Origin of the sequence: Aquamicrobium soli, assembly GCF_042646345.1 — a bacterium.
GTDB lineage: Bacteria > Pseudomonadota > Alphaproteobacteria > Rhizobiales > Rhizobiaceae > Mesorhizobium > Mesorhizobium soli_A.
In genome coordinates, this window is sequence record NZ_JBHRTK010000012.1 from 115,784 (window position 1) to 130,898 (window position 15,115).

Consider the following 15,115-nt stretch of genomic DNA (forward strand, 5'->3'; position numbering starts at 1 on the left):
GCCGAGCGCTGTTTTGGTTCGGAAAGGCCATGGCCCGCAGGTCACATCGCTCTCCTTCCCTCCGTGAAACTCTCCCGGCCTGAGCACCGACTTCAGGCCTTTTTGAGGGCCGACGCCCGCTCAAGCCTCACCCCCCGCGCTCGCCGAAACGGTTGACAATTCCCTCTCGAACGTATTGTACAGTTGTCAGTACAAGATGATAAGTAAAGCCATCGACCGACAGGAAGCGACCATGACCCGACCCAGCCGCCGCGATCTCGCCAACGCCATTCGCTTCCTCACCGCGGATGTCGTCCAGCAGGCCAATTCCGGCCACCCCGGCACGGCGATGGGCATGGCAGACATCGCGGAAGTGCTGTGGAACGATTTCCTCAAGCACAACCCGGCCAATCCGAAATGGAGCAACCGCGACCGCTTCGTACAGTCCAACGGCCATGGGTCGATGCTGACCTATTCGCTGCTTCACCTCGCCGGCTACGGCCTGACGGTGCAGGACCTCAAGGATCACCGCAAGCTGCACTCCAAGACGCCGGGCCATCCGGAATACGGTATCACCGCCGGCGTCGAGACGACCACCGGCCCGCTCGGCCAGGGCTTCGCCAACGCTGTCGGCATGGCGCTGGCCGAAAGGAAGCTCGCCGCCGAGTTCAACCGCGAGGGTTTTCCCGTCGTCGACCACTTCACCTATGTCTTCGTCGGCGACGGCTGCCTGATGGAAGGCGTGGCGCAGGAAGCGGCCTCGCTGGCCGGCGCGCTCGGGCTCGGCAAGCTCATCGCCGTCTATGACGACAACAACATCTCCATCGACGGCGAAGTCGGCGCGTGGTTCGCCGACGACACCGCTGCGCGTTTCCGCGCGCTCGGCTGGAACGTCATTGCGGGCGTCGACGGCCACGACAGCGACGCCGTCGCCAGGGCGTTCGCCGAGGCCCGGCAGCCCGGCGACAAGCCGACCATGATCTGCTGCAAGACGATCATCGGCTTCGGCTCCCCCAACAAGCAGGGCAAGGAAGAAGCGCACGGTGCGCCGCTCGGCGTGGAGGAAGTGGAGGCTACGCGGAAGAATCTCGGCTGGCCGCACCCCGCCTTCTTCGTGCCGGCGGAAATCATACAGGCGTGGGACGGCCGCGCGCGCGGCGCCGCCGCCGAGGCCGATTGGAACCGACTGTTTGCCGGCTATGCCGAGAGGCACCCCGCGCTGGCAGCCGAGTTCCGCCGCCGCATGGCAGGCGAATTGCCGAAAGGTTTCGATGCGGTGATCGCCGGTGAAGCCGACCGGATCCTTTCCGCCGGCGCGGTGAAGCAGCCGGTACGCAAGGGATCGAGCCGGCTCGCCGGCAAGCTGGTCGAGGCGCTGCCGGAAATCATCGGCGGCTCCGCCGACGTGTCGCTGTCCACCCTTGCCTGGACTTCGGCCTCGCGCTCGATCGACAGGGCCGATTTCAGCGGCAATTTCGTCCACTACGGCGTGCGCGAGTTCGGCATGTCGGCGATGATGAACGGCATGGCCGCCCATGGCGCGCTCATCCCCTACGGCGCCTGCTACCTGGTGTTCAGCGACTACAGCCGCAACGCCGTGCGCCTGTCCTCGCTGATGAAGCTGCGCAGCATCTTCCTCTATACGCATGATTCGATCGGCGTCGGCGAGGACGGCCCGACGCACCAGCCCTGCGAGCAGATGCTGGCGCTGCGCGCCATCCCTGGCATCTCGCTGTGGCGACCGGGCAGCGAACTGGAAGCGCTGTGCGCCTGGGAAGCCGCGCTCAGGCGCAAGGGGCCGACCGTCATCGTCGCCGCCCGCCAGGACGGCGCCGTGTTCGCGCATAAGCCCGAACACCTCGACGGCATCCGCAAGGGCGGCTACGTGCTCAGCCAGTCGGCGGCGGGCAAGCCCGACATCGTGCTGGCGGCAACCGGGACGGAGCTTGGCCAGATCATCGCCGCCGGCGAGAAGCTGGCGCAGGCGGGCAAGTCGGTGCGGCTGGTGTCGATCCCGAACGGCAACATTTTTGCCGCGCAGGACAAGGCCTACCAGGACGAGGTGCTGTCCTTCGGCACCCCCGCCGTCTTTGTCGAGGCCGCCTCGCCGCTCTACTGGTATCAGTTCCTGAAAGGTCCGGGTACGGTCGTCGGCGTGGAAAGCTTCGGTGAATCCGCACCGGGGACGGAAGTCTACCGGCACTTGAACGTCACCGCCGAGCGCGTCGTGGCCGAGGCCGAAAACCTGCTCGGCTGATCCCGCGCCAACCAACGGAACGCAGGCCATGTTTCTCGGCATCGATCTTGGGACGAGTTCGGTCAAGGCAGCGCTGATCGACGAGGCGGGCAAGACCCTTGCCGAAGCGAGCCGGCCTTATCCGGTTCGCTCGCCGCGTCCGGGCCATGCCGAGACAACCGTGGAAGAATGGTGGGAAAGCACCGTTGCGGCGGTGCGCGAATGCACGGCCGGACGCGGCGGTGCCGTCAGGGGCATCGGCTTTTCCGGGCAGGCGCACGGCGTCGTCGCCCTCGACCAGCACCATCGGCCGCTCAGGCCGGCGATCCTGTGGGCGGACCAGCGCACGACGGCGCAGGTGAGCGAAGTGCTTGCGCTGCCGGCCGCACTTCGGCTGCCGCTCGCCAATCCGGCCGCCACCGGCATGGCCGGCCTGTCGCTGATGTGGCTGCGCGACAACGAGCCCGCCACCTATGCCGCGACCCGCCGCGCGCTATCGCCCAAGGACTGGCTGCGCTTCGCCATGACCGGCGAGGTCGCGACCGAGCCCAGCGACGCCTCGATGACCCTGCTCTACGATGTCGTCGCCGACCGCTGGTCGACGGAACTGATCGAGGCGCTCGGGCTCGACGCGGCCATGCTGGCGCCGATCGTCGATTCCAGCGCCGTCGCCGGCCGGCTGACGCGCGCGGCGGCGCAGGCGCTCGGCCTGCCGCCCGGCATCCCGGTCGCCGCCGGGCTGGCCGACACCGCCGCCTGCCTGCTCGGCATGGGCCAGGTCCGGCCGCGCGCGACGGTCCTGCAGGTGGGCTCGGGCATCCAGACCATGACCGTGGTCGAACGCGTCGAGCCAAAACTCCAGCCCTTCTACAACACCTATCGCGGCGTCGGCGGCAGCCTCTACGTGATGGCCGCCGTGCAGAACGGCGGCACGGTGTTCGAATGGGCGCGCGGCGTGCTGGGAGCGTCGTGGCTGGAGATGTACGAGGGCGCGTTCGAGTCCGGCGAAGGCAATGGCGGCGTCGTGTTCCTGCCTTACGCCACCGGAGAACGGGCACCGCTGCTCGACCCCGACGCCACCGCGTCATGGACCAACATGCGGCTCGGCTGCAGCCGCAATCAGGTCATCCGCTCGGTCTTCGAGGGCGTGGCGCTGGCGGTCCGGGACAGTTGGGACGCGCTGCAGCGGGAAGGGGTCACGGCATCGCACATGCTGCTTACCGGCGGCGGCAGCGCCGACCCGCGCTGGCGCCAGCTTCTCGCCGACATCCTTCGCATGCCGCTGATGCCCGCGCTCGACATGGGCAACGCGACGCTGGGCGCGGCCTATCTCGGCGGCCTGGCGGCGGGCCACTGGGCAAGCCCCGACGACATCCCGTTCGCGAGCGCCACCGAAGCCACGATCGACCCCCGGCCGGTCGACGGGCTCGACGAATACCTGGCGCGCTTTCGCGCCACCTATCGCGGCCTGAAGCAGGCCAACGGCTGAAATCCGGCCAGCGAGAGACGGCTGTCTGCCGAACATGGATTCAATTTTAGCCGGATCGCTAGAACTTTCGTTAAACCCTGGACGCTATACCCTGAAGCAGCCAGACACGCCCGATGCGGCCTGTCGACTTGATCCGTTCCGGCCTACCGGTTCAGGGAGTTTTGCTGATGACGGCACAGGCCGGTAAGTTTTCCAGCGCAAGCGCACAACCCGTGCCGCTTGCCCGGGCAGGGGCATTCCCCTTCACGGTGGAAACCCACGCCGACCTGTCCTCCATCGAGGCGCTGTGGCGCCGCTTCGAATCGAGCGGCATCTCCACCATCTTCCAGCGCTACGACTGGGTCGACGCCTATGTCCGCCACGTGCTGCCGCACGAGAAGGCACGGCCCGCGATCGTGCTCGGCCGGCTTGAGGGCAAGCCTGCCTTCGTCCTGCCACTGGCTATCGCAAGAAAGGGGCCAGTGCGCGTCGCCTCCTGGATAGGCGGCAAGCATTCCAGCTACAATTTCGGCCTGTGGAGCCCGGAAGCGGCGGCGACCATCGCCCGCCTGCCGGTCGGTACGATCGACAAGATGCTCGGCGGGGCGCTCGACGCCGACTGCGCGGTGCTGGCCAGGACGCCGAAGTCGCATCAGGACGTGCCGCAGCCGTTTGCCGGCCTGCCGTCCAGCCCTTCGCCTACCGAAGGTTATTCGTTCGCCCTCGACGGCGGCTTCGAGGCGGTGCTGAAGCGGACCGACGGCGCGGGACGGCGGCGCCGGGTCCGGACCAAGGAGCGCCGGATGGCCGAAATCGGGCCGATGCATTACGGCAAGGCGCACGACCTCACGCAGGCGCTCGCGGCGCTCGATTTCTTCTTCGAGCAGAAGGCGTTGCGGCTTGCCGAGCAGGGCAAGCCCAACAGCTTTTCCGAGCCGGGGGTCAAGGATTTTTATCGCGACCTGCTCGCGCAATCCCAGGCCATGGACGAGCCACTATTGGAAATGACGCATCTGTGCGTCGACGGCAGGCTGCGTGCGGTGCGCGGCGCCGGCATTCATCAGGGCAGGCTGAACGGCTATTTCATGACTTTCGCCCGCGACGATGTCGTTACCCACAGTCCTGGCCATGTGCTCCTGTTCAGGCATATCGAGGAATGCTGCGAACGCGGGCTCAACGCCTACGACCTCGGCGTCGGCTACGAGGAATACAAGACACACTGGTGCGACGTCATCCATGAACTGGACGATGTCTACGCCGCCTTCACCCCGCTCGGTTCGGCCATGATCGCCGCGATCCAGGCCGGCAATGCGGTGAAGGCCCACATTCGCCGGCACAAGGCGCTATGGCAGCGCCTGAAGCTGGTGCAGGCCTATCTGTCGCGTCATGGCGCCTCCGAATGAGGATCGCATCGTGAACCTGGCTACCAAGGTCGCCGAGGCGGGCTCCCCGATCCCCTCCGCGCCGGAAAAATCGCTGGCGGGCGTACGCATGCTGTTCGTGGCGCCGGACGACTATCCGGCCTTCCGCGTCGATCTCGTCGAACTGTTTTCCAACCACCTCGTCTCGCGCGGGCTGGAGATCGACTGGAGCCTGCGCCCGAACGGGGACGGACCGGCACGGGTGGACGAGCGCGGCGCCGAGCGGTTTCACGTCGCGCGCCGGCAGATGTCGGAGAGATTCGGCGGACTGCGCTACCGGATGCGGGAAAACTGGCTGCGGCTGAAACTTGCCTGGCAGGCGGCGCGCGGCCACTACGACCTGATCCAGATCCGCGACCAGCCGCTATGGGCCATCACCTACGCGCTCGCCGGCAAGGTCTCCGGGACGCCCTGCCTGTTCTGGATGAGCTATCCGGTGCTCGAGGGGCGGCTGCGTGATGCCCTCAAAGGCCTGATCCCCATGAGCTGGCCGTCCCGGCTGCTCCGTATCGTCTATGCCATCACCGGCAGTTTCCTGTTCTACAGGCTGTCGCTGCCCCTGTGCGACCATGCCATCGTCCAGTCGAAGCGGATGCGCGAGCGCGTCGGCTTCCGCGGCATCGCCATGGAAAAGCTGACGCCGATCCCGATGGGGGTGACGACCGAGCGCTACAACGCCGCCTCGATCCGCCTGGCCGACGACCCGCGTCTGGCCGGCAAGAAGGCCATGACCTATCTGTGCGCGAACGTGCTCAGCAACCAGACGGACGTTCCGATCGACGCGCTGGCGAACCTGGTTGCCGAAGGATACGACGCCGTCCTGGTTCTGATCGGCGCGGTGTCTCCCCTGGAGCGTGAAAAACACACCGCCCGGTTGGCCGAACTCGGCCTGTCGGAGCGCGTGGTCTTTACCGGGCGGGTGCCGCTGCCCGAAGCGCTCGGCTGGGTAAAACGGGCGGACGTATGCCTTTCTCCTTTCATGATGGACCCGGCCCAGCAGGTCGCTACCCCGACGAAACTGGTCGAGTACCTCGCCATGGGCCGCCCGGTGGTCGCAACCGTCCATTACGACCAGAACGAGGTGATCGGCGAAAGCGGCACCGGCTTCATCACCGCCTTTTCCGGCAAGGCCATGGCCCAAGGGGTGGCGCGGCTGTTCGACGACCCGGAAAAGGCTGAAGCCATGGGCGCCAGAGGCCCGGCATGGGTCAAGGCCCACCGCGACTACGCCAGCCTGGCCGACCAGGTTGAAAAGGTCTATCACGACCTGCTGGGCGGTCGCGCCCGCTAGAGCGGGTCGGATATCGCCAGTGCTGCAATCAAGTCCTGATCGAGCCGATTCTCGTCGTCGCTTCGGCTGATGCCCATGTCAGCGCTGTTGATGTCCCACAGCGCCCAACGAAAGCCACCGGCCTGCGCCAGATGCGTCACGTCCGACATCCAGCGCCTGCGGTAAAAATCGTCGACCCCGGTTAATCTACCGAAGCTGCGCGTGGTGCCGAATTCGCCCAGAATGATCCTGTGGCGCGCCGCGCCGTTGCGGTCGGCCCATGACTCGACCTCGGCAAAGTCGCTCTCGATGCGTCCACGGTTCCAGGCATCGGAAAGGAACCCCTTGAGGATGCGCTGGGCATGTTCGCGCTCGGCGGTCTTGCGGGCCTCGTCCAACGCGGCGTCGCCAGCGATGCGCGCTTCTATCCCCGCCTCGATCTCCTGTGCCGGAACGGCGTCGTAGGGATAGGGCAGGCCGACAGCATAGGGCGAGGTCGGCGCGTCGGCCGTTTTGAAGTCGACGCCCTGATGGGTAAAGGTGATCGGCATGTAGTAATGGAATGAAAACAGCGTGTTGCTGTCGATGAACGGTGACGGGTCAAGGTCGCGCAGGCCGCCAAGGCCGCCGTAGTCGGCCCCAGTCAGCACGAGGAGGAGGTCGCCGGCCGCTCGCCGGGCGGTATCGTGCAGGACCAGTTGCGCCGCGTTCCAGACCATGACCTGCGTGCGGCGGCTGGCGTTGCGCATGACCGGTTCGTTCATGAGTTCCAGCGCCACGTGTCCGGAAGTGACGCCGGAGAGCAGGGTAGCAAGCCGGCCGATCATGGCCGTGTAGCCGGCAAAGAGCGGCCCTTCCAGATCCTCGAGGATCGCCTGGGGCGAATAGGCCGGCACCTGCTCCACCGGATGGCAGTCGACGATGACCGACAGCCCGCGATCATGAAACAGGCGGATGTTATGCATTAGACTGTCTTCCAGCGCCTCCTTGTCCGCACCCTGCAATTGCATGAACGGGCCGACATCCAGCGTCAGGCGGATGAAATCGAAGCCCGCGCGCGCGAAATCCTCCACCAGTCCGGCGGGAAAGGCATTGCGCGGCATGTCGAACGGGCGCGGCAGGTAGCGCGTGCGATCGTCCTCCCGCAGCGCGCCCCAGTTCATCATCGTGTGGATGGAACCGCCGCGATGGAAAAGGCGGCCGGGGCCGGCGGCGGCCCGCCCCCGCGCAGGCAGCGCCGCCAGCGCGGCGGTTGCAGTCGACAGGAATTCACGGCGCGTCAGCGGCATTTTGCAAGCCCAGCCCTTCCGATGCGGACAAATTCGTACCGCCGAGCATAAGGCGTGCGCGAGGTCGCCGCGAGACGACCGGGGCAAAGATTCCGATTAAGGTTAGCGTCGGTACCCGCATGGCGACCGGGGCCGAACAGATGGAGAGGCATCTCGCATGAAGGCTATTTCGAGCGCTTCGGCGTCCTCGAAGCGGCCGCCACCGTCGTCTTCAGCGCTCCTGCCTCCGCGGAGGAATGGCGAACTTCAATACTAATCAATCCGCTAACCTGAACTTTACCTGTAGCGGCTAGACCCTTGTCTCAAGGGAGACGCCGGGAGCTATCAATTACCTGGCGCGAAAAAGACAAAGAAAGCGTCAGGTAAGCAATGAAAGTTTCCGTATTCGGGCTGGGCTATGTCGGCACGGTCTGCGCGGCCTGTCTGGCCGAGCGAGGCCATGAGGTGATCGGCTGCGACGTCAGCGAAGCGAAGGTCGACCTCGTCAATGCGGGCCAGAGCCCGATCATCGAAAAGGATATCGGCGAGCTCGTCTCGTCGAACGTGAAGTCGGGCCGGCTGAAGGCCACCGTCTCCACCGACGAGGCGGTGATGGGTTCCGACCTGTCGCTGTTGTGCGTGGGCACGCCCTCGCGCGCCAACGGCTCGCTCGACCTGTCGGCTGTGCAGGCGGTGTCGCGCCAGATCGGATCCTCGCTGGCCGGCAAGAACAGCTACCATTCGGTCGTCATCCGCTCCACCGTGCTGCCCGGCACGCTGTCGGACATCGTTGTGCCGTCGCTCCAGGAAACATCGTCCAAGAAGCTGGGCGAAGCCTTCGGCGTCGCCTCCAACCCGGAATTCATGCGCGAAGGCTCGGCGGTCTCGGACTTCAACAATCCAGCCAAGACGGTGATCGGCACGAAAGACGAGACGACGCGCGAGCGGCTGCTCGAACTCTATCGCGGCCTACCCGGCCGGCTGATCGTCACCGAGCCGCGGCTCGCCGAGCTGGTGAAGTACACCGACAACACCTGGCATGCGCTGAAGGTCGCCTTCGGCAACGAGATCGGCAACATCTGCAAGGCCGCCGGCGTCGACAGCCATGAACTGATGCAGGTGTTCTTCGCCGACACAAAGCTCAACATCTCCAACGCCTACCTCTTGCCGGGCTTCGCCTTCGGCGGCTCCTGCCTGCCCAAGGACGTGCGCGCCATCAACGCCTATGCCGTGCAGCATGACGTGGAAGCGCCGCTGCTGAAGTCGCTGATGCCGTCCAACAAGCAGCAGATCGAGCGCGCGCTGCAATGGATCCTCGACCACGGCAAGCGCAACGTCGGCTTCCTCGGCTTCTCCTTCAAGGCCGGCACCGACGACCTGCGCGAAAGCCCCTACCTGGAACTGATCGAACGCCTGATCGGCAAGGGATGCGACATCCGCATCTTCGACCAGAACGTCTCGCTGGCGAAGCTGGTCGGCGCCAACAAGGCGTATCTGATGAACGCGATCCCGCACGTCACCCAGTTGATGGTGCCGTCGATCGAGGACGCGGTGGAACATTCGGACGTGGTCGTGACCACCAGCCGCTCGCCCGAATACGAAGCGGTGGTGGAGAAGCTGCGGCCGGACCAGATCCTGCTCGACATGGCCCGGCTGCCGAACACGGATCGGATTGCGGGGACCTATGACGGCATCAACTGGTAAGCGCGTTCTCATCATCGTCGAAAACCTGCCCGTCCCCTTCGACCGCCGCGTGTGGTCGGAGGCGACCACGCTGGTCAAGGCCGGCTACCAGGTCTCGGTGATCTGCCCGAAGGGCAAGGACGCCACCGCCTCCTACGAGGTGATCGACGGCGTCCACATCTACCGCCATCCGCTGCCCACGGACGCGGAAGGGGCCTTCGGCTACGCGCTCGAATACAGCGCGGCCCTGTTCTGGGAATTCCTGCTGTCGCTGAAGGTCGCCTGGCAGCGCGGCTTCGACGCCATCCACGCCTGCAACCCGCCGGACACGATCTTCCTGATCGGCGGCTTCTACCGGCTGTTCGGCAAGAAGTTCCTGTTCGACCACCACGACATAAACCCGGAACTCTACGAGGCCAAGTTCGGCCGCCGCGACTTCGGCTGGAAGCTGATGGTGTGGCTGGAACGGCTGTCGTTCCGCACCGCCAACATCTCGATCGCCACCAATGAAAGCTACCGCGACATCGCCGTTTCGCGCGGCGGCATGCCGGTGGGCAAGGTGCATATCGTGCGCTCCGGCCCCAATCTCGACCGCGTGCGCGAGGTGGCGCCGGACCCGAAATGGCGCAACGGCCGCCGCTTCGTCGTCGGCTATGTCGGCGTCATCGGCAAGCAGGAAGGCCTCGACCTCTTGCTCGACTCCGTCGACCACCTGGTGAACCAGAGACAGCGCAAGGACATACAGTTCGTCATCTGCGGCGGCGGTTCGGAGCTCGACGCCATCCGCGCCGAGACGGCGGCGCGCGGGCTCGGCGACTATGTCACCTATACCGGCCGCTGCCCGGACGAGACGCTGTTCTCGGTGCTTTCGACCGCCGATGTCTGCGTCAATCCCGACCGGCCGACGGCGATGAACGACAAGTCGACCATGAACAAGATCATGGAATACATGGCGCTCGGCAAGCCGATCGTGCAATACGACCTGCGCGAGGGCCGGTTCTCGGCGCGCGAAGCCTCGCTCTACGCCGCCTGCACCGACCCGGCCGATTTCGGCGACAAGATCGCCGAACTCATGGACGATCCCGAGCGTCGTGCGGCGATGGGCGCGGGCGGGCGCGAGCGCGTCCGCGACAAGCTCGCCTGGAGCCACGAGGCGCCGAAGCTGCTCAAGGCCTACGAAGCCCTGTTCTCGCCGCCCGGCAAGGCGCGCGAAGCGGCGGTACCGGCGGCCGAAGCCAGCCCGGCGGCGCAAGGGCGGGACTAGGGAAATGTGCGGCCTGTTCGGGTTCCATGCGCGGTCAAGCCTGGCGCTGGCAGGCCGGCTGGACGCCGCCACCGACCTGCTGGCGCATCGCGGCCCGGACGGGCGCGGAACCTTCCTTGCCCATGGGCGGGGCGGCAACTGGCAGGTCGGGCTCGGACACCGCCGCCTGTCGATGATCGACCTCGCCGGCAGCGCGCAGCCGATGCGCTCGCACGACGGCCGCTATACGATCGTCTACAACGGCGAAATCTACAACTACCTCGAACTACGGGACGAACTGGCCGCGATGGGCCATCGCTTCGTCACCAATGGCGACACCGAAGTGCTGATCGAGGCCTGGCGCGCCTGGGGCGAGGCCTGCCTGTCGCGGTTCAACGGCATGTTCGCCTTTCTCTTGTGGGACAGCGAGACGGACCGCCTGTTCGCCGCGCGCGACCCGTTCGGCAAGAAGCCGCTTTTCGTCGCCAAGGGCGAAGGCTTCCACGCCTTCGCCTCCGAGATCGAGCCGCTGCGCAAATTCCCCGGCATCGACGACCGGCTGGACACCGACTCGCTGCGCGAATTCCTGAGCTACCGCTACGTGCCCGGTCCGGCCACCTTCTTTCGCGGCATCGCCAAGGTGCCGCCCGGCACCTTCATGGTCATGGAAGGCGCAAAGGTCCGCACCGGCCGCTACTTCACCACGCCGTTCTCCCGGACCTCGCCCGACATCGACGATTTCGACGAGGCGGTGCGGCTGTTCGGCGACAAGCTCGACGAGGCCGTGCGGCTGCGATTGCGCTCGGACGCGCCGTTCGGCGCCTTTCTTTCCGGCGGGCTCGATTCCTCTACCATCGTGGCGCTGATGAGCCGCCACATGAGCAAGCCGGTCGCCACCTATTCAGTCGGCTTCGACGTCCCCGGCTCCTCGGAACTGCCCTATGCGCGGCAGGTCGCCGAGGCCTTCGGCACCGACCACCACGAACTCGCCGTCGGCCTGGGGGATTTTACCTCGGTCTGGCAGGAGGCGGTGCTGCGGCGCGGCGCGCCGGTCTCCGAGCCGTCGGACCTGCCGGTGCTGCTGCTTTCAAAAATGGCGTACCGGTCCGTCAAGATGGTGCTGACCGGCGAAGGCGCCGACGAACTTCTGGGCGGCTACCCGAAGCATCGCGCCGAGCCATGGGTGGCGCGCTACCAGCGCCTGGTGCCGGGCGGCCTGCACGATCTTCTCGTGGCTCCCGCCGCGCGCGCCCTGCCCTACGCGGCGCGGCGCCTGAAGACGGTGGCCGGCGTCGCCGGCATCCGCGACAGGCAGGCGCGCATGGTCGCGTGGTTCGGCGGCGCCAACAGCGATCAGGCCGCCGCCCTTTATGCCGGCCCGCGACAGGCGCGCGCGCTCGACCCGCTGCCCTTCGCCGCCGACGGAGCCGCCAGCGCGCTGAAGCGGATGCTGCATTTCGACCAGACCTCATGGCTGCCGGACAATCTGCTCGAGCGCGGCGACCGCATGATGATGGCCGGCTCGATCGAGGGCCGCATGCCGTTCATGGATGTCGGCCTCGCGGAACTTGCCGCACGCTTTCCCGACGCCTTCCTCACCGGCGCGCCGAAGGGCAAGCGGGTGCTGCGGACGCTGGCCGCCAAGCTGTTGCCCCGCGACATCATCGAGCGCCGTAAGGTCGGCTTCCGCGTGCCGGTCGAGCAATGGTTTCGCACCGGCCTGTCGGCCGAGCTTCGCGACCTGTTGCAGAGCGGCGACGCCACCGTGCGCCGGGTCTGCAACGGCGCCGAGATCGACCGCCTGCTGGGAGAACACCTGGAAAGCCGGCACAACCATGAAAAGGTGCTGTGGGCGCTGGCCAATCTCGAACAGTTCTTCCGCATCTTCCGCCCCAGCCTCGGCGAAGCGGCGCCCGCCCAAGACCGCGAAGCGGATTATCTGCTCGCCAGCACCTTCTGATAGACCTCTCGCAAGGCGCCTATCATGGCTTCAAGCTGGAAACGTGAAACGTAAATAGAGCGCGAGGCGGTGCGGAACGCCTCGCGGCGAGCGGCATCGCCGATCAGTTGCGCCAGCGCATGCGCAAGCGCGTCGGGATCGTCCGGCATTACCATCAGCCCGTTCTCGCCGTCATGCAGCACATCGGCTATGGAGCCGACGGGGGTCGAGACCAGCGCCGCACCGGCGCACGCACCCTCCAGCAGGCAAACCGGCAGGCCCTCGCTGCGCGACGGAAGGACGACGATATCGGTCTGCCGGTAGAGCGGCAGGATGGTGTCGCGCACCATCCAACCGGTAAATTCCACTTCGCCGGCGATTCCCAATTCCGTTGCTCGGTCGCGGAACGCGGCAACGTCGCCGGCGCCGGCAAGGACGGCGTGCCACTTCGGCAACTCGGGCGGCAACAGCGCCAGCGATTGCAGCAGGACGCCCGCTCCCTTCGCATCCGTCAGATTGCCGGCAAAGAGCAACCGGACGGGAGCGCCCTCTTCCCGCGCCTGCGGTGCGGCGGGCGCGAAATCCACGACGCCGTTGGCTACGACCTGAAAGCGCTCTGCAGGCATGTCATAGAAGCGGGCCACAAAGGTGCGCCAATATTCACCGAGCACGACAACCGCGCCGGCACGCTCGAAAACACGACGCAAAACGGAAACCCAGACTCCGCGCGGTTCGCCCGGCTTGGGAAGAAACGAACTATGAAAATGAACGACCGTCTTGACGCCGGCCAGGCCCGCAATGCTCTGCAGGAGCCATTTGCGCCAGGCCGAGGCATTTGTCGTGGTATTGAGATGGACGATATCGTAGCGGCGGCTCGCCAGCAGCCAAACATAATGTGCCAGGGCGAAGGGGAAATAAAATATCCAACCGGCCCTCGAGGCGCCGCCACGCGAGTCCATGAACACCATCTCGAGGCCCGTGTCCGGGCCCGAGCGCAGTTGCTCGTCGACATGCGCAAACAACGTCTCGATGCCGCCGCGCCCGGTTATGCCGCGCGGTACGACGCACAGAACGCGAATCGGCCTGGGCGACATCATCCGGCCCGGCGCAGCCCGCCGCGCAACATCGGCGCGATGCAATCGACGGTTTCGAGGTGCTCGCTGCTGTTGAGCGTGTGTATCTTCGGATAGGTCGAGCGGATCGGCGACAGGATCGGCACCGGCTCGGTCAGGCGTACTTTCGTTTCATTCAACTCGATCAGATCGGCCAGGCCGAGCGCGCCGCCATATTCGAGCGTACCGTCCTGCACAGGCAGGACGAGGCGGTCGCCGACGCGCACAAAACGGCCGCCCGGCCGGGCCGCGGCGCGGTCGATGCGCACCGGGTTGGCCTGATGCGGCGTCCACGGCCCTTCCAGCGCCGGCGCATGGTAGACGACCAGCATGTCCGAAGCGCTGCCATACCCGTCACGCTCGGTGGCGAACAGCCACAGGCGCCCGTCATGCTCCAGCAGGGTCGAATCGAAAAGCTGGCGACCGGGAACGAGGACGGAGTGCCTCACCCAGCGATCCGGGAAAGACTCGGCCCGGTACAGCACGAGGTTTCCGCCCGCACCGCCTTCCGGCAGCATCCATATCTGCCCGCCATGGGCGAACACCTGCGGATAGGAGAGGTGATACGGCTCTTCCAGTATCACGCGCGGCACGGTCGGTGCGCCGTCGCGAAAGACCTCCGCCACCGAAAGCACACCCTTGCCGCCGCCATGGCGGAATTCCTCGACGAAGATGAAATAGCGGCCGTTCCACTCGAACGGAAACGGGTCGGCGTAGAAGCGGTCGCCGTCATCCGGCAGGGTCAGCCAGGGCTCGCCTGCCATCAACCCGGTATCTGCCACCCGCCGGCCCTTGTGAAAACGGTATTGGACGTTCCAGCGGTGCAGCTTGAAGGCAAGCCGCCGCGCCGCGCCGCCAATCTGGCGCGGCACGGTCGACAGCATATAGGTCCCGACCATCTGGCCGGAGGTGGGAGTTTTGGGCGGCGCAGCCGTTTCGGCCGGCCTCGCATCCATAGCGCCGCCATCGAGATAACGGTGCGTCTCGATCACCAGCAGCGTCAGCACGCGCGCCAGAATGTCGTCGAGGCCGCGGGCGACCGACAGCCGGCTGTCGGCCATCGGCGACGCCTCGGCAACGGGCCTGCCGCCGTCCAGCACGACGGCGATGTCAGGCAGGCGGCCAAGCATCAGCAGGCGGGCGGCCTCGGCAAGCGACGGGCTGCCGGCAAAGCGCGGGGCGAGCGCCGGCGAGGCGACGGGACGGCCGCTCCCGGTCAGGTCCACGCGCAACGCGGCGCCGGACCGGGCCAGCGACAGAAGCGGTTGCGGCACGGCGTCGAGCAGGCTGTCCAGGCGGATACGTAGCGCCGCGCGCTCGAAATGCAGGATGTTGTCCAGCGTCCGCGCGATCCCCGGCGCATCGGTCCCCACCAGCGCGACGTCATGGCCTTTCCCGGCAAGCCGCTCCGCCACCAGGAGATGCATGCGCCGAACGTCGCCGGCCGGCACCAGGATATCGATCACGCTCACGGGCTTTCCGCTTTTCGGTTGGCT

Annotated in this window: 10 protein-coding genes; 7 read left to right on the forward strand and 3 right to left on the reverse strand. The window is 66.5% G+C overall.

Annotated elements, in window-relative coordinates:
• Window positions 1-232 precede the first annotated feature (232 nt).
• The 4 genes from tkt to ACFOHJ_RS10105 all read left to right on the forward strand — a co-directional run bounded on the left by tkt (window position 233) and on the right by ACFOHJ_RS10105 (window position 6,395).
• Entirely contained in the window at window positions 233-2,236 is a 2,004-nt protein-coding gene (gene tkt / locus ACFOHJ_RS10090) for a transketolase (protein WP_378220372.1), read from the forward strand.
• 28 nt (window positions 2,237-2,264) lie between these two features.
• Window positions 2,265-3,704: a xylulokinase gene (locus ACFOHJ_RS10095; RefSeq protein ID WP_378220373.1), complete on the forward strand. Its 1,440-nt coding sequence runs from the start codon at window positions 2,265-2,267 to the stop codon at window positions 3,702-3,704.
• Between the two features lie 167 nt (window positions 3,705-3,871).
• Window positions 3,872-5,086 (forward strand): GNAT family N-acetyltransferase, encoded by a 1,215-nt coding sequence (locus ACFOHJ_RS10100; protein WP_378220374.1) that lies wholly within the window; start codon window positions 3,872-3,874, stop codon window positions 5,084-5,086.
• Window positions 5,087-5,096: 10 nt separating this feature from the next.
• Window positions 5,097-6,395, forward strand: a complete 1,299-nt coding sequence (locus ACFOHJ_RS10105) for a glycosyltransferase family 4 protein (RefSeq protein ID WP_378220375.1) — start codon at window positions 5,097-5,099, stop codon at window positions 6,393-6,395.
• Here the strand turns inward: ACFOHJ_RS10105 and ACFOHJ_RS10110 are convergent.
• Entirely contained in the window at window positions 6,392-7,663 is a 1,272-nt protein-coding gene (locus tag ACFOHJ_RS10110) for a glycoside hydrolase family 5 protein (RefSeq protein ID WP_378220376.1), read from the reverse strand. The genes ACFOHJ_RS10105 and ACFOHJ_RS10110 overlap by 4 nt on opposite strands.
• A 369-nt stretch (window positions 7,664-8,032) precedes the next feature.
• Here ACFOHJ_RS10110 and ACFOHJ_RS10115 point away from each other — a divergent pair, with 369 nt between their 5' ends.
• Genes ACFOHJ_RS10115 through asnB form a run of 3 tightly spaced genes read left to right on the forward strand, consistent with a single transcriptional unit; the run spans window position 8,033 to window position 12,528 of the window.
• Window positions 8,033-9,346 carry a UDP-glucose dehydrogenase family protein gene (locus ACFOHJ_RS10115; RefSeq protein ID WP_378220377.1) on the forward strand — a complete coding sequence of 438 codons (1,314 nt, stop codon included), beginning with the start codon at window positions 8,033-8,035 and terminating at the stop codon, window positions 9,344-9,346.
• Complete coding sequence (locus ACFOHJ_RS10120) at window positions 9,327-10,589, forward strand: glycosyltransferase family 4 protein (protein WP_378220378.1); 1,263 nt, start codon at window positions 9,327-9,329, stop codon at window positions 10,587-10,589. Before ACFOHJ_RS10115 ends, ACFOHJ_RS10120 begins: the two co-directional genes overlap by 20 nt.
• 4 nt (window positions 10,590-10,593) lie before the next feature.
• The gene (gene asnB / locus ACFOHJ_RS10125) at window positions 10,594-12,528 is read left to right on the forward strand and encodes an asparagine synthase (glutamine-hydrolyzing) (RefSeq protein ID WP_378220379.1); all 1,935 of its coding nucleotides are present in this window, start codon (window positions 10,594-10,596) and stop codon (window positions 12,526-12,528) included.
• Here asnB and ACFOHJ_RS10130 read toward each other — a convergent pair.
• Both ACFOHJ_RS10130 and ACFOHJ_RS10135 read right to left on the reverse strand, forming a co-directional pair.
• Window positions 12,504-13,646, reverse strand: a complete 1,143-nt coding sequence (locus ACFOHJ_RS10130) for a glycosyltransferase family 4 protein (protein WP_378220380.1) — start codon at window positions 13,644-13,646, stop codon at window positions 12,504-12,506. The two genes, asnB and ACFOHJ_RS10130, sit on opposite strands and share 25 nt — an antisense overlap.
• The gene (locus ACFOHJ_RS10135; RefSeq protein ID WP_378220381.1) at window positions 13,601-15,091 is read right to left on the reverse strand and encodes a glucosamine inositolphosphorylceramide transferase family protein; all 1,491 of its coding nucleotides are present in this window, start codon (window positions 15,089-15,091) and stop codon (window positions 13,601-13,603) included. Before ACFOHJ_RS10135 ends, ACFOHJ_RS10130 begins: the two co-directional genes overlap by 46 nt.
• Window positions 15,092-15,115 lie beyond the last annotated feature (24 nt).